Genomic DNA, 21,663 nt, shown 5'->3' on the forward strand with positions numbered 1-21,663 from the left:
AGTTATTAGGAGCACTAACTGTTTCTTTTTACTAGGGCATAAAACTCATTTTCTAAAGGTAAATAGCCTTGATCGTAAACAAAATAGTATGTATTTCCTGTTTTAGTTACATATATACTGGTGAAATGTTGAAAATCAAAACCTTTTGCAATAAGTTTTGTCTTCGTAGTTTTGGTTTTTTCTTTTGGATTTAGCTCTTCTAAAATGCGATAATTTTTGCGCAAAAGATTGTTAATGTTTCTAATGAGATTTTTGCTGTCTTTATTGAGTTGATTGTTATGTGAGTTTCGACAGTAATCACTACAGAATTTTTTATCTGCTCGTCCAATTATTTTATCACCACAAATGGGACAATTTTTTTGCATGCTTATAGCTTTTTGTAATTAAAAGTTGTTATTGTACTTGTTTCATCATCATTATTAATATTTATATATACGTTCATTTCTGAGGGGCTAACTTTTTCAAACGTAAATTCATCAAAATAGATGATGTTTTTTTCAATTTTTACAAGTCTGAAGTCAATAGTTTTTTCTTTTTCTTCCCATCCCTTAAAATCACCATCAAAGTGTTTTAATTGTAGTAGTAACGTACTGTCTTTTTGAGTAATTCCTCCGATTTCATAGAATTTTACTTTATTGTCTATTACTAGCTTAAACGAAAACATCATCGAATCACCCAAGGGATCGCTCCATATCTCTTCGATTATTCCGCCAAAAGCCTCACCTCGCCAATACCCACTGATCCAGGACACGTCTTGCAAAGTTGCTTTTGGAGAAACGGTATCTTCTTCAAATTTTATAATTTTGGATACGTTTTTTTGCCCAACAACGGAAGATGTGATCACGAATAGTAAAAGAAAACTTACCTCTTTTAGTTTCATAACTAATTTACTTATGGTTAATAAATTATATGGGAAGGTACAATAATTATCCAATTACAAACGATTAAGTGCTGAATATTAATATAGTGTGTTTTTTATAGAAGTAATCTAGAGTCTAGTTAAAAATAAATGTCCTGGGCAATTCTAAAAGTATTTGCATGTGCCTCAACAATAGTTTTGATATCAGGAGAATAACCACCGCCCATAGAGCACATTACTGGTATTTCTAAATCTTTACAGGTTTCTAATACAAATAGATCTCTCTGGGCACATCCTTGAATACTGCATCCTAACTTTCCTAATTTATCCGTAGCCAGAATATCAACTCCAGATAAATAATATATAAAATCTGGTTTTTGATTTTTAATTAGTTTAGGAAGTGTTGTTTTAAGTATTTCTAAATATTTATTGTCCTCTGTATTATCTGCTAATTCGATATCCAGATCTGATTTCTCTTTTTTAAATGGATAGTTATTCGCTCCGTGTATTGAGAACGTAAATACTAAAGGATCATTTTTGAAGATTTCTGCGGTTCCATTACCTTGATGTACATCTAGGTCAACAATAAGTATTTTTTTTGCCAAGTTTTGTTGCAAGAGATATCTGGCGCCTATGGCTTGATCGTTTAGTAAACAAAATGCCTCTCCGTGATCTGTATAAGCATGATGTGTGCCTCCTGCGATATTCATTGCAATCCCATTTTCTAAAGCATATTTAGATGCAGTTATAGTTCCGTCTGTAATAATAACCTCTCGATCAACAAGTGCTTTTGATAAAGGAAATCCTATTTTTCGAGCGGCTTTGGGAGCTAATGAAACATGAATCAATTCATCATAGTATTCTTGAGTATGTATTGCCAGTATAGGTGCTGCATCTGGTATTTTAGGAAGAAAAAAATTTTCTTCTATACACGTCCCTTCATGTTTTAGTTGTTGGGGTAGCAAGTCGTATTTAATCATCGGAAAACGATGACCTTTTGGTAACGGATGGGCATATATCGGGTGATATGCAATTTTAAGCATTGGCAGTTTTATTAATCTGTGCCAATATTATAAATTTTATGATTAGTAACCATAAGGATATTACTAGGAATATAAAATATGTTTAGTATTACCATTGTGTAAGAATTGAATGGCCTTGCATATCACAAAATAGTATCTAATTTTTACATTAAGTAGTATGTACCAGACTATATTCTATAGATTAAACCAAAATTATAATGTAAGTAATTGGTGCTTGTGGGGTTATCATCAACCGATAATTTGCCCAAAACTTGACCGTTTAACCTAAGGCTCTCTGATATATAAAAGTTAATTCCTGCACCAAGATTTACGTTTGTAGCACTTGATCTATCATAGAAACTACTACCGAATCCCATGGCAAGGTATCCCTCAAAAATAGATCTATGTTTATCAACATGATTATTAGTAATATAATATTTGAGTAATCCATCTAATGCAAAAAAATTAATGTCTTCGGTAAGTACATTATTATCAAAAGTTTTTCCTGCAGAGAACTTATTAAAGCTGGTCGAAACTTCGAACCCAAAATCATCCTCGAAACGTTTTTCTAAAGACATCCTTAGAGGATTACTAAAGGTGTAATTTTCTTTTAGATTAAACATCCCTTTTAGGAGTTCTCCAGAGTCGTAAACCACATTGACACCTAGCCCAACTATCCAAGGGTTTGGGTTATGTTGTTTTCTCTGAGAATTAACTGAGAATACAACAAGTAACGAAAAGAACAGAAAATAGGGGTAATTGTATTTCATCATGAATTTTACGTGTTAAACGTTAAATTATCACAAATAGTATTAACGATATGTTGATTAGTATTAAATAGGTTTTAAGTTATAAAGACACATGTATCTCTTTATAAGGGTTTTATGTATTAGGGTTTAATCTTTTGACAATTGTGTTTTTAGAACTAATTATTATTCAAATTTACGAATAAAATATTTTTTTAAATAGCATTCTTAGGACCCAAAAAGATAAAACCATTAAGATCATAAATAGTTTCTGCTTTTATGATCTTAATGGTTTCTGAAAAGCTCTTAATTTTTTCAAACACATATTTCTGACACTTTGCGATTAATATGCTCAATAATTTGATTAAAGAGGCAGCGTGCATATGTGGTTTCAATCATTGACTTACTTTGGTATTAACTAACTACCGCTCCCGGGTTTACTCCATCTTCATCAGGGTTTAGGAAAACTAATTTTCCTTCCGGAGTTTCTGTCATTAGAATCATACCTTCACTTTCTACGCCTCTTAGTTTTCTAGGAGCAAGATTAACGAGTACAGATACTTTTTTACCGATCACCTCTTCTGGTGTGAAGTGTTCGGCAATTCCGGATACGATTGTTCTTTCATTGATACCTGTATCAACTTTGAGTACCAACAACTTTTTTGCTTTGGGCATTTTTTCTGCTTCAATAATTGTCCCAATGCGAATATCTAGTTTTGTAAAATCTTCAAAAGTAGCAGTGTCTTTTTGAGGTTCTACAACTTTATTTTCTGCTTCGTTGGCTTTTTTGGTAGCTTCTAGTTTATCTAATTGTTGTTGGATCTGCTGATCTTCGATTTTAGAAAATAACAATGTTCCTTTTTTAATCTGATGATTAGAGGGAAGCAATACTTCTTTAGTGGCAATTTCATTCCAGTTGGTTTTTAACTGGTCAGAATCGATTGCCAATATATTTTTTAATTTTTGAGAAGTAAAGGGTAAAAATGGTTCTGAAAGCGTTGCTAGTGCAGAAGCGATCTGAAGTGCTACGTACATAATAGTTTTAGTGCGCTGTTCATCTGTTTTTATTAATTTCCAGGGTTCTTCATCTGCCAAGTATTTATTACCCAATCTAGCCACATTAAGGAGTTCTTGACTTGCTTCTCTAAATCTATATCGTTCTATAGAGCTAGAAATTACGGCTGGGTACGCCTTAAGTTCTGTAAGAACTTGCGTATCTACTTCAGAAAATGTGTTTGGAGTGGGGATAATACCATCATAATATTTGTTGGTAAGCACTACAACACGATTAATGAAATTACCAAAAATGGCGACTAACTCATTGTTGTTACGTGCCTGAAAATCTTTCCAAGTAAAATCATTGTCTTTGGTTTCTGGGGCATTTGCTGTAAGAGCGTATCTAAGTACATCTTGCTGATCCGGAAATTCTTCTAGATATTCATGCAGCCATACTGCCCAGTTTTTTGAGGTAGAAAGTTTATTGCCTTCAAGATTAAGAAACTCATTGGCAGGTACATTTTCTGGTAGTACATAACTTCCTTCTGCTTTGAGCATACTAGGGAAGATGATACAGTGAAATACAATATTATCCTTACCAATAAAGTGGATCAATTTTGTTTTGGGATCTTTCCAATATGGTTCCCAGTCTTTTCCCTCTCTTTCTGCCCATTCTTTGGTAGATGAGATATATCCTATCGGAGCATCGAACCAAACATAAAGTACTTTTCCTTCTGCACCTTCTACAGGAACAGGAATTCCCCAGTCCAAATCTCTTGTTACTGCACGTGGACGAAGCCCATCGTCTACCCAAGATTTTATTTGACCATATACATTGGTTTTCCAATCTTTTTTATGACCAACCAATACCCATTCTCTTAAGAAATCTTCATATTTGTCTAGTGGTAAATACCAGTGTTTTGTTTGTTTGAGTGTTGGTTCTGCTCCAGAAATAGTAGATTTTGGATTGATAAGTTCTGTTGCACTTAGTGAGCTTCCGCATTTTTCGCATTGATCACCATAGGCTTCTTCGTGACCACATTTAGGACAGGTGCCAATTACAAAACGATCTGCCAGAAATTGTTGTGCTTCTGGATCATAAAGTTGTTCTGATGTTTCTTCAATAAAAGCACCATCATCATAAAGTTTTTTGAAAAAATCAGAAGCTGTTTCATGATGTATGGGAGCAGAGGTTCTTGAGTAGTTATCAAAAGAAATTCCAAAATCACTAAATGATTTTTTAATGATAGAATGATACTTATCTATGATTACCTGCGGAGAAACCCCTTCTTTTTTGGCACGCATCGGGATGGCAGCACCATGCTCATCGCTGCCGCAAATAAAAGCAACATCATTGCCAGTTATCCTAAGGTAACGAGAATAAATATCTGCAGGGACATATACTCCTGCAAGGTGTCCTATATGTATAGGTCCGTTTGTATATGGTAAAGCTGCTGTAATGGTATATCTTTCTGGTGCACTCATAATCTAAATAAAAATAAGGCACAAAGGTACTAATACCATTTTAACTTTTAAATGTCACATGAAGTAATTTACAGCTTGTCGAATTATTATTGGGGAGAAATAAGATAGTGCTTAATTTCTCCCCAGTATCTAGTGTTTTTTGTTTAATACTACTTTTTAGGATTAAGAAATCAGAATAGAACGGCTATAGTTACCACCGTTGGTTTCTATAAGATATACATAAGGCCCTGTGCTTAATCTTGTATTGGCTGATTCTTTGACATTGATTATAAGCTCATCACCTTCCATAAGCATTTCATTACTTAGTGTTGCTACTTTCTGGCCGATAACATTATATAAAGAAACATTAATATGTCTGGTTTCTGGAGTAGCGATATTAATAAGCGTTTGGCTATCACTGTAACTTACTATGTGTGTAACTCCTGATCCATCAAGTGGAATATTAGAATTTGTTCCTGAACAGTTAAATCCTAAGTCCAAAGATTCAAAATCAGCTCCTAGTAGCACTCTCCCTACAGTGCCTTCATCGATACACAACCAATCTTTTAGAACAGTTGCATACACTTGTCTAAAATCTGTTCCATAAGTTACATTGCCTCCTCTAGTCAAGTTAGTCAAATCAGGGTGTTCACCGGCAAAACCATTTCCATCGAGTGCAGGTCCAAAAAATAGGGTTGGTGCTGCAGTACCATGATCTGTTCCTAAAGAGCCATTTTCTGTAAATCGTCTTCCGAATTCTGATGTTGTCATGGTCAGTACTTTATCATCCCAACCTGCTGCTGCAAGATCATTATAAAATGTACTTATACCTTCTGATAACGAGTTAAGAAGTTCTTGATGTCTCTGTATTTGGTTATTATGTGTATCAAATCCTCCTAAGGTTACTAAGTATACTTTGGTGCCTAAATTTCCTTTGATAAGTCTAGCAATGATGCGTAATTGTCTGGCAAAACCATCATCATCAAGGTATTCTGCAAAATCAGTAGATTGATTATAAGCACTACTAATTACATCTGCATAGGTAAAGGTCGTGTTGGTAACCTCTCTTATATGACGCACTTGCTCGTCATAGGTGCAATCCCCTAATGTTTCTGTGCCATATGAAGTACCGTTTAAAGCGTATTGTTCTAATCTTTCTGGACTTGATACTGCAAAAGAAAAGTCATTTTCGGGTCCTCTAAAAATTAGATTTCCGATACTCCCTATTTGTATTGACGGAGGGCTTGCAGGAGGATTAAAAATGTAATCAGGATATATTTCCTGAAAATAACGTCCCATAAAACCACTTCTTTCATCAGGCTCATCTAAACTAGTGTTTGCATAGATATCAGATCCTCTAAAATGAGACAAAGAGGAATCTTCATAGCCTACCCCGTGTACCACTCGCATTTGACCATCACCCCATAGATTTTCTAATTTATTCATGGGTTTTGGCATCGCAAAATCATCATCAAGGGTTATAAATTCACTTGGTGGTATTTTTATAAGAGGTCGAGCGTTGGCATAGATATCATAGTCATATACAGGAATAATGGTATTAAACCCATCATTACCTCCTTGTAGTCTTACCAATACTAAAATGTTATCGTTTTCGGCTTGACTAAGGGCAATAGAGAGGGGAGAAGGCCGTGATGCTGTTAAGGCAGTATTGCCAAGCATCATAGATCCCCCGCCAACAAGCCCTAAAGCCTGAAGGAAAGATCTTCGGTTCCATTTTTTATGATCTTCGGTATTACAACCGTCTTTATTCGTTTTTATATTTTTATTCTGAGAGTGATGAGTATCGCACATGACAATTTTATTTAAGTTGGAATTCAGGGATTTCTGCAATATAATTAAGTAAGGCAGCAAATTGATCTGGCAGTTCTGGATATCCTACGGTCCAGGTGCCATCTTCAAAATAATTTTCTGGGATACCGTCTATTTTAAAGACGCCCACTGCTTCGTTAAAAATTATAGCATCATCAATTCCTCTGGGGAAGAAATAATTAAGAATTGTAGCAACAACATGTTCTACGTCTGTTTCAGTAATGGCAAGATTCCCATCGGCTAGTTCGCCAATAGGCATTCCGATCACAAAATCACCAAACTGAGTTTGATTCTGATTATAGGCTTGACTCATTAAATATCGAATGCTCTCCCAACGACCTAATAATAGATCTGGACTGATCCAATCATGATTTCCTTGCCATCCTTCTACATCGATAGGGTTTAGCATTTCTTGTCCCAGCATTTCTGTACTTCCAAAAATAGAATCAACAACATCCAGATTTGCAGGTAATTCAAAACCGGTTTCATTATAGTAGCAAATCATAAGGTCACAAGGACTTTTTACGATTGAACCAATAGCCTCTTGATCAAAAAAGTGTTCACTTTTAAAAAGTTGGCGAAGTACTTCAGCAATATTATACCCTGTACTAATAAATGTTTGCGCCATTTCTGCAACAATAACATCACTACAAGTAGGGCTTACGAAGTACGTATATAGTTTGCCACAAATAAAAGTAGCAACCTGAGTTTCTCTTTGTTCGAATAGAATTCTGATCACATCATCATATCCCCAATTTCCTACTTCTCCAAAAATATCTTTATTTTCATTACTAAAACGACTTGCGTTAAAGAGAATATCTCCCCATGAAATATCATTCGTGTCTACATATCCGGTGAGTGCTTTAGCTGTTTCTTGGATGTCATCTTCAGTATAGTTATTATCTACCCCAAGAGTAAAAAGCTCATATAATTCTCGAGCATAGTTTTCATTGGGTCGGTCATTTATGTTTTCGTCTCCATTAAGATAAACGAGCATTGCATTGCATATACCAACATCATAAACAAAATCTCTAAAATTACCTAGCGCATGTAGCTGCAGAAGATTATAGTATTGATATTGATATGCAGGGCTTCTATATTCCTCATCTTCTGTTACGAAATGATTGCTCCAGAATAAGGTAAGTCGATCTCTGACCTTGTTTTGTATTAAGTCATTAATCATTTGCGCTTTGCCTTCACCTAGATAATAACCAATGCTATTATCTTCATTGAGCATTTCTGCAGCTTCAAATTGATCTCTGTTCCAGAATGCCCATATAGGTTCTGCTGTTGTATTAAGAGCAATAGCATCATCTATTAGTGTATCTACCAGAGCTCCTGGTGTTTGAGAGAGTGCGCTTAGAACTTCTGGTTTTGAAGCTCCAAAGGCAATTCTTCGATACAAATGATGAATTTTGGTAACATTCCAAGGGTTCGTTGCAGAGGGTACATATTCTGCTAACGTGGCAAGATTACACGAAGTATCTGACGACATCATAGACAATAGGGTTTAGAAGTAGCTGTTTTAGGGACGAAATATTGTACAATATACTAGTTTCTAACGAAAGTATTTGTTAATTAGTATCTCAAAATCGAAAATTTATGATATGCTAACGCCTGAATTTATTAGAAAAGGTGATAAAATAGGGATTGTTTCTACCGCGAGAAAGATCATCCCAAAAGAGATAACTGAAGCAATAGAATTATTAAAAACATGGGGCTTAGAGCCTGTATTAGGAGCCACTATTGGCAAAGAGTATAATCAATTTGCAGGTTCTGATCAGGAACGCGCAGGTGATTTTCAGTCAATGCTTGATAATGACGAAATTCGGGCTATTTGGTGTGCTCGTGGTGGTTATGGGACAGTCCGAATTATCGATAAAATTGATTTTTCAAAATTTTGTAGAAACCCCAAATGGATTATCGGATACTCGGATATCACAGTTTTACATGCGCACATTCATAATTTTGGAGTGCAGTCCCTACATGCCGCAATGCCTATTGATATTCATAAAGGTACCGATGCTTCAAGAAATTCATTAAGAGATGTTCTTTTTGGTAAAAAGTTGATTTACGAGATCTCGAGTAAAAAAAAGAATAGGTTGGGTGCTGCAAAAGGACAATTGATAGGAGGTAATTTATCAATCTTATATTCGTTATGCGGATCAGAGTCCTCTATAGATACTTCGGGTAAAATTTTATGTATCGAAGATTTAGATGAATATTTGTATCATATAGATCGTATGTTACAAAATCTTAAGCGGAATGGATATTTTGAGAATTTGGCTGGTTTAATCGTAGGCGGAATGACCAAAATGCATGATAATAATATTCCTTTTGGTAAAAACGCAAAAAAAATTATTCTTGACATCACCAAGGAATATCGTTTTCCTGTAGCATTTAATTTCCCGATGGGACATATTGAAGATAACAGAGCATTAGTTTTTGGAGCAGAAGCTTCGTTAGAAGTGTTAAAGGATAACGTAAAATTTACATATATTTAGTTATGGCAGAGCATAATTCGCTAGGTAAAAAAGGAGAACAGATGGCGATAGATCTTTTGTTGAAAAAAGGATATGATATTTTGGAAAAAAATTATCGATATTTGAAAAATGAAATAGATATTATTGCTCAAAAAGGAGGTGTGCTCGTAGCTGTAGAGGTTAAAACAAGAAGTACTATAGAATTCGGGAATCCTCAGGATTTTGTGAAACCAAAGCAAATACAATCATTGGTAAAAGTAATAGACTATTATGTAAACGAACAAAATCTAGATGTAGAAGTACGTTTTGATATTGTTGCAATTATAAAAAATAAAACCGGAACCCGTATTGAACATCTCGAGGATGCTTTTTATCATTTTTAACCACCATTTCTATTTTTCTAAATCTATTAGAAATTGATTTGTTATAAAAGTTTATCATGTTTTCTTTTGAGCTATTAGATATCATATTGTTTGCAGGTATAAGTCAGGGTGTTTTTTTAGGAACTACCTTATTGACAGTAACGAATCGAAATACAGCTGCCAATAAAATATTATCGATCGTTCTATTTATCGCAACGCTCATGTTAATTGGAAGAATGATCTACTTTAGATTTCCGAATACCTTACTTCGGCAAATTGCAAATTTTGCAGACACGGTTATTTTTCTCTTTGGTCCTCTAGTATATTTGTATTTCAGGAGACTTACTTTTAAAGAGCCTCAAGAATATAAATTACCATTGAGACATTATATCCTGGCCCTGATTCCTATTTTGTTTTTTTCTTGGAATTTACTCTATACACCAAAAGAGTTTAGGGATGTTCTTCGTGACTATAATATAAGTCTAGGTCTTGTATATGCTATAATTGGTGGACTGGGGATTGTGTCTAATTTTTATTACTGGTTCAAGTCCTTTCTATTGGTAAGATTATATCAAAAAGAGGAGAAAAATAATATCTCATATTCTCAATATGTAACCTATTTTTTATATGCTTTCTTAACCGCAGTATTTTTAATGCTCATTTTGTGGCTAACCAGTTTTGTGAATTTTAATTTTTTTGGAAAAATAGTACCATTTATATCCTATGACATGGTTTGGGTGTCGATTCCGGTTTTTGTATATGTAGTAGGCTATTACAGTCTTAAACAGCCGGAGATTTTTAGGGTACCCTTAAAAAAGATACCTAAGACCAAGAAAGTAATTGTAAAAAACAGATTAGAGGGAGACGCATTACTTCGATTAAAGGAAAACCTAAGAAGCCTTATGGATCAGGAAAAAGTATATTTGGATAATGAACTAACCCTAAGAGGTCTTTCAGAAAAACTACAAACATCTCCTAATAACGTATCATGGCTGCTTAACAATGTATATCACTCTACTTTTCATGATTATATTAATCAATTTAGGGTTCAGGAGTTTATACAAAAAGTAGAAAAAGGAGAGCATCATGCCCATACATTATTAGGATTATCACTAGACTCTGGTTTTAATTCTAAATCAACTTTTAATAAGGCTTTTAAAACACATATGAATGATACGCCTACGAGCTATATCAAAAAAATGAGCCTGAATTAAACTCGTTTTGCGTCAAAGAAAATAGATGCTACTACTTTTGTGTTGACTTTTTAAAGCAAAAGCCTTAAAAAACTGAATTCTTACTCTGCAGAAGGATAACTATTTTCTCTACTACTGTAGTCCGCACTATAATCACATATTGTCTTTATCAACCCAATTAGTTAACCCCACATTATATTAGAAAATCTACTACAGCCTAAAACGACTTCAGATACTATCGCTTTGCTGCATTTTTATTGTAACCCTAGCGATACTATGGTAAAACTAAGAAAACACTAGTGTATATCGTATTTACTGGTTTCATAACGAAGTTCTAATGCATAACGGGTTAACCAAAAAATATAAAAGCACAAGTCCTATTGTGTACATTCGGTCGATTGACGTGAGGGTTCAGACTATTTTTGAGTAAACTTTTAAATCATAAACGAATGAAAAATTTTATTTCAATTTTCGCAACTAAAGTAGTTGTTTTAATAGGTATAACTTCTGCTGTACTAGGTTCATGTCATGGGGATCCGGTATTCTCAGATCTTGAGGTGACCACTTTATCTTCTGATATTCCAGGAGTTGGTTTTGATGCTGTAACACATGACACAGCAGGGAACATTTATATGTCAGAATTTGGTGAATTTGCAGGTGGTAATGGAAACGGGACACGTATTTTTAAGATAGATAAATTTGGAGCTCAAAGTGTATTTATCGAAAATCTAGAAGGCCCTTTGGGAAATGCTATTGATAACCATGGTAATTTTTATGTAGTACATTCTAATGACGGAGGTGGATCGGGTGAAGTATTAAAAATAGCAGCTGATGGTACAAGAACTGTATTAGCTACTGTAGAGGGATTTCCTGCAGGATTAACAATTGATAAGAAGGGCAATCTTTATGTTTCTAATTTTGTTACTCCTACAGTTCATAAGATTACTCCTTCAGGAGAATTTAGTCTCTATGCCGAGGACGAATCACTTGCTGGTGGTGTTGGCATCGATATCGATAAAAAAGGGAATGTAATTGTAGGGAACTATGTTACTGCGGATATTTTATCTATTGATAAAAAAGGAGAGGTTTCTCTAATTGCTAATATTCCTGATATTGTTGTCGGAGGTGGCGGAATAGGATATATTATCGTTGCGGGAAACTCAATTTTTGCTACAGGCATTTCTACACATAAGATTTTTAGAGTGTCAATGAGTGGCGAAGTAATCCATTTTGCAGGAAGTGGAGAATCAGGAGAAGTAGATGGCCCATTATTAGAGGCAACTTTTCGAAGGCCAAATGGAATCACGGCATATAACCGAACATTATTTATTGGGGGATATGGTGCAACTAGTTTGCGAAAAATTCAATTTTAAGAACTTTTTGAGTATGGATTGTTAGTCAGATCAATACTGTCGCATTTAGTCTTACTTATTAAGAAATCTTTAGGTTAGGGTAAAAGAGAAATTTAATAATTCATAAGAAGAAATACGACCAAAAGACCGGGACCTAGTCTCGGTTTTTTTAATAATTATAGCTTCCCCATTTTTTTTGTGCATAAAACGGATTTAAAATGTATGATTGTACCCAAAAAGACGTATAATTTCATAAATCAACGTAGTTTTGATACTTAATTTTAAGCGAAATACATGAATGATTTTGGAATCATCGATTTGATTTTAGTTTTAGGAATCAGCCAAGGTTTTTTTTTAGCAATTACATTACAACTAGTAAGAAACAAAAATATATCTGCTAATAAAATTTTATCCATAATTCTGATTATGGCTGCTTTTATGCTTTTTGGTCGGGTGGTTTTTTTTAGATATTCGGGTATTTTGTTACATAAAATAGCAGGGTATGCAGATGCCGTTATTTTTGTATTTGGTCCTTTGGTGTATATGTATGTTAGGAGGTTAACTTTTAAAGAATCACCAGCGTATAAATTATCGTTATACCATTACATTCCTCTTGTACTTATTTTAACATTTTGTACATGGACTTTATTTTATACCAAAAAGGAGTTGATGTATTTTGCCAAAACAGGAGTAGTGCCATTAGTACAAATTTTTAATATCATAGTATATGGTGCATTGATATCCAATTTTTTATATTGTTTTAAGTCATATCGATTAGTAAACATTTTTAAAAAAGAAGAAAAAAATAATCTATCCTACTCACAAAGTGTGATTCCGTTTTTATACACATTTTTAGGTGCGATTACTCTTTTTTTGTTGTTATGGACAATCAGTTTTATGAGTCGTTATTTTAAGATATATAACTTGTATTTTTTTGATTACGATTATGTATGGATTTCTATACCCATTTTTGTGTATGTGGTTGGTTTTTATAGTTTACGACAACCAGAAATTTTTAGAGTCCCCTTAAAAATAACGGCCAAAAAAAAAAAGAATAAAAATCGTCTTCAAGGAGAAATGCTCAAGCAATTACAAGACGATTTAGAATATCTTATGGTCACAGAAAAAGTATACCTAGATAATACACTTACGTTACAAGGTCTTTCAGAAAAATTAGGGTTTTCTACCAATGACGTCTCCTGGCTGCTTAATAATATTCATCAATGTACTTTTTATGATTATATCAATCAATACAGAGTACAGGCATTTATAGAAAAGATTGAAAGAGGCGAACACAATGCTCATACTTTGTTGGCACTCTCTCTAGATTCTGGATTTAACTCTAAGTCTACTTTTAATAAGGCTTTTAAAACCTTAATGAATGACACACCTACCGAATACATCAAAAAATTGACAGTAATATAGATCATTTTATTTTTGGGCGTCCTGGCGGGCTTTCTGTTTCAATTCCTCGTACTTCGTTCCTCAGACTCCGGGATTTTCACGGCAATCCCTGACGCGATTTTTTTGTACTCTCAGATTTCATAATACTATTTTAACCCGTTTTATGCCAAAGTTTTGGGTTGTAATACGGTTTTTAAAATCTTATATCAGTTAATTCAAAGTGTTACAGGTGTTATTATAGCAATTACAGGTTAGAATATGCCAGAGCACGTACTCGCATTCTTCGTAATATTTCTATAAAAAAGAATCACAATGACGAACAAAAGAAAGTGATTTCATCTTTTTTTAGTGCATTTTGATTTAGCCTAGGTGTGCTAACTAAATTTTCAAATTTAACTATGCGGTATAAGGTTTTTGATTTTGCACCGAAATCGTACCCATTATTTACAGTGACGCTGTTTTTTAATTGGCATATGTACGTCTGTATACAAACCGTCGATTTTGAGAGGTATACCGCATACATTTGGTTAAAACTTAAAATTAATAAACATGAAAACTTTTTTTACTAGTGTCAAAACCAAAGTGGTTTTATTCTTGATGACTTTTGCTCTTCTCGTAGTATCTGTATCCTGTCATGGAGACCCTGTTTATACAGATCCAGAAGTAAAAACCTTGGTATCAGATTTTGATGCTAATGAAGGGGTCTCTGTAGATCGTCAGGGCAATATTTATGCATCTAATTTTGGACAATTTGATGGCGCCACAGCAACAGGATCAGGAACTACCCTATTAAAGGCAACCCGCAGGGGAGAAGTTGTAACATATGCCACAGAATTAGGAGGGCCTGTAGGCAATGCTATTGATTCTAAAGGAAATGTGTATGTCGTTAATTTTAATACCAAAGAAATAATCAAGATAACACAAGATGGAAGCAAAACAGTTTTTGCAACAATCGAGGGGTATCCTACGGGTGTGGCTATAGACAAATTTGATAATGTCTATGTATCCAACATTGGATCATATGCGCTACATAAAGTAACGCCAGAAGGAGAGGTGACAGAGTTTGCCAATGACACTACGCTGGGAGGAGGCGTCGGGATGGATTTTGATAGCAAAGGAAATTTGATCGTAGCCAATCAGATCACCGGAGAAATAGTGTCTATTGACCCAGAAGGAACGATCTCTTTGATTGTTCAGGTTCCGGATTTGGGAGAACCAGGCCTAAGAATTGGACATTGCACCATTATAAATGATATTATTTATGGCACAGGAATGTCAGTACATAAGATTTTTAGTGTTACCCTAGATGGAGAAGTAAATTTTATAGCAGGAACAGGAGAAGCGGGATTTGCCGATGGGCCATTGTTAGAAGCTTCTTTTGATACCCCTAACGGAATTGCTGCGGATAAACGTAAGAAAATATTATATATCACAGAATATGGGAATACAACCTTAAGAAAAATTAAACTGTACTAGGGCTACATGTACGTTTGGTTGGGGTTATTTAGTCCTAGTAGATCCTTTTATAGTATTAGATAGTCAAATAACACCCTATAATGAATACAGATATGGTCCATTTACCTCTGTTTCTACCCCCTACAGAGGTTTTTAATTTGAATTGTAGTGACGTTATGTTGAAATCAGGATGCGACCCATCTGTAATTTATATGTAAGGTTTGTTATCATGTTCTAGTATGTAGCTGGGTCAAAAAGAGAGTGTTTGGAATATCAAATGCTCTCTTTTACTTTTTTAAATATGCGTTAGGGATAGGAATGAAAATCCCACAGCCCGACTATAGGAGGTGCGAGGAATTGTAATGTATAGCCCGCCCGAACGCCCAAAAACATTAGTAATACCTATATAATTGGATTGGTATTACTCTTGTTTTTCGACATTGGTCTTTATTTTGAAAGGTTGAAATGCTTGCAGTGCATCATCTATAGAAGCAACTTTTTCAAAAGTTAATAATAACCGCAGACCTGATCGCGTATTTTTTTCTTTCATTTTACAAACTCCGGGATTTTTCTGCACAAATTGAAGTACACTAGTAAATGCAGGACTTTGATAAAAACCAGATTGCTGGTCACTGATAAAATAACCCACCAGTTTTTTTTGCTTCATAATTATTTTTTCGAGCCCTATTCCTGTAGCAATCCATTTGATACGAACAGAATTTAATAAATCTATTGCTTGATCGGGTAATTCTCCAAAACGATCTACAAGACGTTTCTCATAATCGAGTAGTTCTTTTTCGGTTTTAATCGAATTCAGTTCGGTATACAGGTTAAGTCTTTCGGTAATATTATTGATATAATCATCAGGAAACAATAACTCAAAATCAGTATCTATTTGGGTGTCTTTGAGGTATACTTTTTCCTCTTTATCTTTTTCGTATAATTCTGAAAACTCATTTTCCTTAAGTTCTTCGATTGCTTCGGTTAATATTTTTTGGTAGGTATCAAAGCCAATTTCGTTAATGAATCCACTTTGCTCACCTCCTAGAATGTCCCCAGCACCTCGAATTTCGAGATCTTTCATAGCGATATTAAAACCGCTTCCTAGTTCTGAGAATTGTTCTAATGCTGTGATTCTTTTTCTAGCATCTTCGGTCATAGCAGAATAAGGAGGCGTAATAAAGTAACAGAATGCCTTTTTATTACTTCTTCCTACACGCCCTCGCATTTGGTGTAGGTCGGATAGTCCGAAATTATTAGCATTGTTTATAAAGATTGTATTTGCATTTGGGACATCTAATCCACTTTCTATAATGGTTGTAGAAATTAGGACATCGAATTCTCCGTTCATAAAAGAGAGCATGAGACTTTCTAATTTTTTTCCTTCCATTTGTCCATGACCGATTCCTATTTTGGCATCTGGGACAACACGTTGTACCATTCCTGCTACTTCTTTGATATTTTCGATTCGATTATGAATAAAAAATACTTGACCGCCTCGTTGTATCTCATAACTTACTGCATCGCGAATACTTTCTTCACTAAATCGTATTACATTGGTCTCGATTGGATATCGGTTAGGCGGAGGTGTTGTTATTGTCGATAAATCTCGAGCTGCCATCAAACTAAATTGTAATGTCCTTGGTATCGGAGTAGCGGTTAGAGTAAGTGTATCAACATTTTCTTTGATCGTTTTGAGTTTATCTTTTACGGATACTCCAAATTTTTGTTCCTCATCGATCACTAATAATCCCAGATCTTTAAATTTTACATTCTTATTAACTAGTTGATGCGTACCAATGATGATATCTACTTTTCCTGCAGCTAGATCTTCTAGGGTTTCCCTTTTTTGTTTTGCTGTTCGAAAACGATTCACATAGTCTACTACAACAGGGAAATCTTTAAGTCGTTCACGAAATGTTTTGGCATGTTGAAATGCCAAAATTGTCGTAGGGACCAAAATAGCGACTTGTTTGCCATTATCTACTGCCTTAAAAGCAGCCCGAATCGCTACTTCGGTTTTTCCGAACCCTACATCTCCACAAATAAGGCGATCCATAGGACGTTCACTCTCCATATCCGCCTTGACATCGGCGGTTGCAGTACTCTGATCGGGCGTGTCTTCGTAAATGAAAGATGCCTCTAACTCATGCTGCAGGTAGCTATCAGGGTTATACTGAAATCCTTTTTGTAATTTGCGTTTTGCATATAGCTGAATCAAATTAAATGCAATATGCTTTACACGGGCTTTGGTCTTTTGTTTTAATGTTTTCCAAGCTTTAGAACCTAATTTGTAGATTTGAGGAGGTTTGCCGTCTTTACCATTAAATTTTGAGATTTTATGTAGTGAATGTATACTTAGATATAACACATCACGTTCACCATAAATTAATTTAATAGCTTCTTGTTTTTTGCCTTCTACATCAATTTTTTGGAGCCCTCCGAATTTTCCTATACCATGGTCAATATGTGTAACATAATCACCAACTTCTAGATTGGTTAATTCTTTGAGTGTAATGGCTTGTTTTTTGGCGTAGCCATTCTTAAGTGTAAATTTATGGTAGCGTTCGAATATCTGGTGATCGGTATAGCAAACAATATGGCGGTTATGATCAATAAATCCCTGAAAAGCCGAAAAAACTACCGTTTCGTATTGTTGTACATTGAGGTCTGCATCGTCAAAAATATCATGAAAACGTTTGGCTTGCTGCTCACTAACACAAAAAATATAGTTTTTATATCCTTCTTCATGATTCTCATTGAGGTTCTCAATTAGTAAATCGAATTGTTTATTAAAGGAAGGCTGTGGTTTGATATCAAATTTTATCGAATAGTCGGCCTTGGTAAAAGGCTGGTGATCGATTTCTACTAATGTAAAATCTAGTAATTGTTTTTTTAGTAACGTAGCGGTTGTAAAAAGCTCTTCGGGCGAACTGTGTTTTATGTTTTCTGAGAGCGTTTTAAAAGCTTCATGTGCTTTTTCAATATTTTTATCAATTCGAGCCGAAAGTCGCTCTATATCTTTGGTAAAAATAACAGTTTGTGCGCTGATATATTTTAAGAAGCTTTCTCGAGTTTCTTGTATAGCTTTGTTTTCTACATTAGGAATAATAGAAATTTTGGTAATTTGATCTGTAGATAATTGTGTTTCGACATCAAAGGTTCTAATACTATCTACTTCATCACCAAAAAACTCAATTCTATAAGGGGTGTCATTACTAAAAGAGAATACATCGACGATTCCGCCCCGAACAGAAAACTCACCGGGTTCTGTTACAAAATCTACACGCTGAAACTGATATTCGAATAAGACTTCGTTTATAAAATCCAGCGATAATGTATCATTAATACCAATTTTTAAGGTGTTTTTTTCAAGTTCTTTGCGCGTAACTACTTTTTCGAATAATGCATCGGGATAGGTAATAATCAATGCCGGCTTTTTACGCGAATTAAGACGATTGAGAACTTCGGCTCTTAGAAGCACATTGGCATTGTCGGTTTCTTCGATTTGATAGGGGCGGCGATAACTGCCTGGATAAAAAAGTACATTTTTATCTCCCAAAAGCTGCTCAAGATCATTGAGGTAATATGCGGCTTCTTCTTTATCATTAAAAATACATAGAAAAGGCTTGTTGGCTTGACTAAAACTATTTTCGATTGCAAAGGATAATGAAGATCCTATAAGTCCTTGTAGATGTGTTTTTGTTTTGGATTGGGCAATAGCCTTCTGCAGTTTCTGCAGTTGCGGAGACTGTAAAAAGGTTTGCGAGATTGTAGATATACTCACGTAGCAAATTTTGTGACAAATATATGTTGTTTTGTTTAGAAATGAGAAGGTGAGAGATATGATTTTTGGCGAGAAAAATGCAAGTATAGATTTTTTTTTAATTATTCATGGTAACATTTCTATAGCTCGAGACACTTACTAATAAACACTCTAAGTTTTTTATTTGTTTATAAGATTTTAGAGTAACGTTCTTATCAATATTGCAATATGAAAAAGATCAAAAAAAAACGAATAATATGATATGCTTTTTATTTATTATTAATTGATAATTAAGTTGTTATTGGGATTTGTGAAGAGGTTAGATATGGTGTCCGAAACTGGGGTAAGGTATAGCTAGGAGTACTATTGTCAATCTTAAAATAGAGTTCGTGATGCTTTTTTTGATTCTCTTATGCTGGTATGCATCAGTGTGTTTTTAAGATTTTGAGTATAAAAATTATCATAAAGTGTGATTTTTTTTGACAGTTTCAAAAAATGAAACAACTCTATAGTAGTATTGCAGTATAAAAACAAATTATACCCAAAGATATCATGATATCCAAACTGGGGTAGGACTAAAGTAGGATCATTATGATGGATCTTAAAAGTATAGTTTGTTATGTGTTTTTTTGATTCTTAAAGATTCTCCCATGCTATGGTGTGGGAGAACTTTAAAACCCACTTTATATAATAGATTTTCTATTGAATAAACTGGGGTAAAATTTAGAAGATGAAATTTTTTAAAAATTGTCTAAAGCAATATAGTTTTAAAACTAAAACAACTGTATAGGTATTATGGCAATTATAAAGGAAACAATTATTGACGAAAATTGTTTGTAAGACTATTCAAACTGGGGTAGGACTAAGGTAGAATAGTTAACAAGCAATACGAAGTTGGTTTTTGTGGTATTTTTTTAGTTTTTAAGAATTCTCCTGCATTATGATGTGGGAGAATTTTAAGAAAGAGTAACATTATAAATGATAAAAGAAACACTATAAACAGGAAAAACTTGATGTATGACCCAAACTGGGGTAGGACTAAGGTATGGTCATCATTGAGTTAAAAAAAAGTTGGTTTTCCACACTTTTTTATTCCAATAGATCCTTCTGTATTTTGATGCAGAAGGGTCTTTTATAGTATCAAAACAGGAGCCGTATAGATGTACAAGTAGTTTGCAGTGAGTTTTTTAAGGCAAATTAAGTTTTTATTAACTATTTGGTTTTAACTCAAAGGTTTTGCCATAAAACGCTTATATTTGCGCCTTCTTTTTTGTGCCCCAAATAAGATATTTATAACAATAAATCAATGAATAAAACAGTATACAGTAACAGTAATGGTGTCGTTATACTCTATGACATTTCTTCTCTATGGTGGACTTTTAAATTAAAGTTGCCTGCTTGCCTGAGTTTTAAAAATATAAATAATGAAAAAGGGATTCGGACTTTAATCACCCTTTTTTTGACGAAATAAAAGAAATAAATAACCCCAACTTTTTAATAAAATTAACAAAACATGAAAAAACTAGCATTTCCCATTGCCCTAATAGCGTTAATAGTATCAATCGCCTCTTTTTTCTTTCTACAATCCTCTTCGGATCTGGTATATGTAGATGTTAATAAACTATTAGATGGTTATAAAAGAACTAAGGTAGTGAAAGCAGAATTTGATAAAAAAGCAAAAACCATGAAATCTAATGTGGATAGTTTATTATCAGATTGGCAGAAAGAACTTAAGATATATGAAAAAGAACGTAGTTCGATGAGCAAAAAAGAATTAGAGCTCAAGCAAGAGTTGTTAGGGAGTAAGCAACAACAAATTAATAATTATCAGCAAGCGGTACAAAAGCAATTACAGGAAGAAGATAAAAAAGTGACGCAGACTGTGATTAATGATATTAATGATTTTGTAAAAGAATACGGAAAGAAAAATGGGCATAAAGTAATTTTTGGAGCTACAGGAAGCGGAACCATTATGTATGGAGAAGAATCAGCAGATTTAACGGATCAAGTACTCGAAGAATTAAACGCTGAGTTCGAGGGGAAGTAGGACAGAATACAGAACTTCTGGCTTCTGTCATCGGACTTTTAACAAAAAAGAGAGACTTGAAAAAAACAATACTAATACTGATAGGATTTTTGCTTCTGACAGCATGTTCATCAAAAAATTTTGACACCACAGAAGCGCTATGGGAATATATTAAAGCTCCTGAGAACGAATATATACATGCCAAAACTATTAATGGTGTAGCGTTTTCATTGGTATATAAACCCACAGATCTTTTGGTAGCACAAGAACTAGGGAATACTAAAAATACATCTCTAGTAGATAGCTTGCGCAATAAATACAGCCAATACCTATATTTTAATCTCTCAATGTCTAAAAATAACCAGGAGTTATTGAGCAATGTGGCAGGAGACAAACAACAATTTGGTGCTATGGTCAATCAATTGGCGTTTGGGATGGAACAAAAAGCCCATTTCTATACGCCTAAGAAAGATACCATAACAATGGCTGATTATATCTACCCGAGAATGTACGGAATGAGCGGAGCAACAACGATGCTTTTGGTATATCCAAGAGAAAAGAAGGTAACAAATGCCGAGTATGTGACATTTACAATAGAAGACTTAGGATTTTATACAGGAGAAGTAAAGTTTAAGATCCCAACAAATATATTTGAGAATGAACCAATGTTAAGGTTTAAGTAGAGATTAAGTCGGAAAACGGGAT

17 protein-coding genes are annotated in these 21,663 nt (G+C 34.2%); 8 read left to right on the forward strand and 9 right to left on the reverse strand.

Going from position 1 to position 21,663, the window contains the following annotated elements; translation table 11 throughout:
• Nucleotides 1–14: 14 nt before the first annotated feature.
• The 8 genes from DZ60_RS0113590 to DZ60_RS0113625 all read right to left on the reverse strand — a co-directional run bounded on the left by DZ60_RS0113590 (nucleotide 15) and on the right by DZ60_RS0113625 (nucleotide 8,415).
• Nucleotides 15–365, reverse strand: a complete 351-nt coding sequence (locus DZ60_RS0113590; RefSeq protein WP_025742612.1) for a hypothetical protein — start codon at nucleotides 363–365, stop codon at nucleotides 15–17.
• 2 nt (nucleotides 366–367) lie between these two features.
• The gene (locus tag DZ60_RS0113595; protein ID WP_025742613.1) at nucleotides 368–880 is read right to left on the reverse strand and encodes a DUF6265 family protein; all 513 of its coding nucleotides are present in this window, start codon (nucleotides 878–880) and stop codon (nucleotides 368–370) included.
• Between the two features lie 119 nt (nucleotides 881–999).
• Nucleotides 1,000–1,902, reverse strand: coding sequence for a histone deacetylase family protein (locus DZ60_RS0113600; protein ID WP_025742614.1), 903 nt, complete (start codon nucleotides 1,900–1,902; stop codon nucleotides 1,000–1,002).
• A 167-nt stretch (nucleotides 1,903–2,069) separates the two neighbouring features.
• Nucleotides 2,070–2,654 carry an outer membrane beta-barrel protein gene (locus tag DZ60_RS0113605; RefSeq protein ID WP_152537434.1) on the reverse strand — a complete coding sequence of 195 codons (585 nt, stop codon included), beginning with the start codon at nucleotides 2,652–2,654 and terminating at the stop codon, nucleotides 2,070–2,072.
• A gap of 188 nt (nucleotides 2,655–2,842) precedes the next feature.
• Nucleotides 2,843–3,022 (reverse strand): hypothetical protein, encoded by a 180-nt coding sequence (locus tag DZ60_RS25180; protein WP_161634406.1) that lies wholly within the window; start codon nucleotides 3,020–3,022, stop codon nucleotides 2,843–2,845.
• Between the two features lie 19 nt (nucleotides 3,023–3,041).
• A complete protein-coding gene (gene metG, locus DZ60_RS0113615) occupies nucleotides 3,042–5,108 on the reverse strand; it encodes a methionine--tRNA ligase (RefSeq protein WP_025742616.1) in 2,067 nt (688 codons plus the stop codon).
• 162 nt (nucleotides 5,109–5,270) lie between these two features.
• On the reverse strand, nucleotides 5,271–6,899 hold the full coding sequence (locus tag DZ60_RS0113620; protein WP_025742617.1) for a DUF1501 domain-containing protein: 1,629 nt from the start codon (nucleotides 6,897–6,899) through the stop codon (nucleotides 5,271–5,273).
• 7 nt (nucleotides 6,900–6,906) lie between these two features.
• Nucleotides 6,907–8,415, reverse strand: a complete 1,509-nt coding sequence (locus DZ60_RS0113625; RefSeq protein ID WP_081740497.1) for a DUF1800 domain-containing protein — start codon at nucleotides 8,413–8,415, stop codon at nucleotides 6,907–6,909.
• Between the two features lie 109 nt (nucleotides 8,416–8,524).
• Between DZ60_RS0113625 and DZ60_RS0113630 the strand changes: the two genes are divergently transcribed.
• From DZ60_RS0113630 to DZ60_RS0113655, 6 genes are all read left to right on the forward strand, one after another.
• The gene (locus DZ60_RS0113630) at nucleotides 8,525–9,421 is read left to right on the forward strand and encodes a S66 peptidase family protein (protein WP_025742619.1); all 897 of its coding nucleotides are present in this window, start codon (nucleotides 8,525–8,527) and stop codon (nucleotides 9,419–9,421) included.
• A gap of 2 nt (nucleotides 9,422–9,423) precedes the next feature.
• A complete protein-coding gene (locus tag DZ60_RS0113635) occupies nucleotides 9,424–9,783 on the forward strand; it encodes a YraN family protein (protein ID WP_025742620.1) in 360 nt (119 codons plus the stop codon).
• A gap of 56 nt (nucleotides 9,784–9,839) precedes the next feature.
• Nucleotides 9,840–10,976, forward strand: coding sequence for a helix-turn-helix domain-containing protein (locus tag DZ60_RS0113640; RefSeq protein WP_025742621.1), 1,137 nt, complete (start codon nucleotides 9,840–9,842; stop codon nucleotides 10,974–10,976).
• A gap of 428 nt (nucleotides 10,977–11,404) precedes the next feature.
• The gene (locus DZ60_RS0113645; protein WP_025742622.1) at nucleotides 11,405–12,328 is read left to right on the forward strand and encodes a hypothetical protein; all 924 of its coding nucleotides are present in this window, start codon (nucleotides 11,405–11,407) and stop codon (nucleotides 12,326–12,328) included.
• A gap of 273 nt (nucleotides 12,329–12,601) precedes the next feature.
• A complete protein-coding gene (locus tag DZ60_RS0113650; protein ID WP_025742623.1) occupies nucleotides 12,602–13,732 on the forward strand; it encodes a helix-turn-helix domain-containing protein in 1,131 nt (376 codons plus the stop codon).
• Between the two features lie 528 nt (nucleotides 13,733–14,260).
• On the forward strand, nucleotides 14,261–15,187 hold the full coding sequence (locus DZ60_RS0113655; protein WP_025742624.1) for an NHL repeat-containing protein: 927 nt from the start codon (nucleotides 14,261–14,263) through the stop codon (nucleotides 15,185–15,187).
• A 400-nt stretch (nucleotides 15,188–15,587) separates the two neighbouring features.
• Here the strand turns inward: DZ60_RS0113655 and mfd are convergent, their stop codons facing one another.
• Nucleotides 15,588–18,953 (reverse strand): transcription-repair coupling factor, encoded by a 3,366-nt coding sequence (mfd, locus tag DZ60_RS0113660; RefSeq protein WP_025742625.1) that lies wholly within the window; start codon nucleotides 18,951–18,953, stop codon nucleotides 15,588–15,590.
• 1,492 nt (nucleotides 18,954–20,445) lie between these two features.
• Here mfd and DZ60_RS0113665 point away from each other — a divergent pair.
• Together DZ60_RS0113665 and DZ60_RS0113670 are read left to right on the forward strand one after the other, a co-directional pair.
• Nucleotides 20,446–20,979: an OmpH family outer membrane protein gene (locus DZ60_RS0113665; RefSeq protein ID WP_025742626.1), complete on the forward strand. Its 534-nt coding sequence runs from the start codon at nucleotides 20,446–20,448 to the stop codon at nucleotides 20,977–20,979.
• Nucleotides 20,980–21,035: 56 nt separating this feature from the next.
• On the forward strand, nucleotides 21,036–21,641 hold the full coding sequence (locus DZ60_RS0113670) for a hypothetical protein (RefSeq protein ID WP_025742627.1): 606 nt from the start codon (nucleotides 21,036–21,038) through the stop codon (nucleotides 21,639–21,641).
• Nucleotides 21,642–21,663 lie beyond the last annotated feature (22 nt).

It is taken from the genome of Aquimarina pacifica (assembly GCF_000520955.1).
Taxonomy (GTDB): domain Bacteria; phylum Bacteroidota; class Bacteroidia; order Flavobacteriales; family Flavobacteriaceae; genus Aquimarina; species Aquimarina pacifica.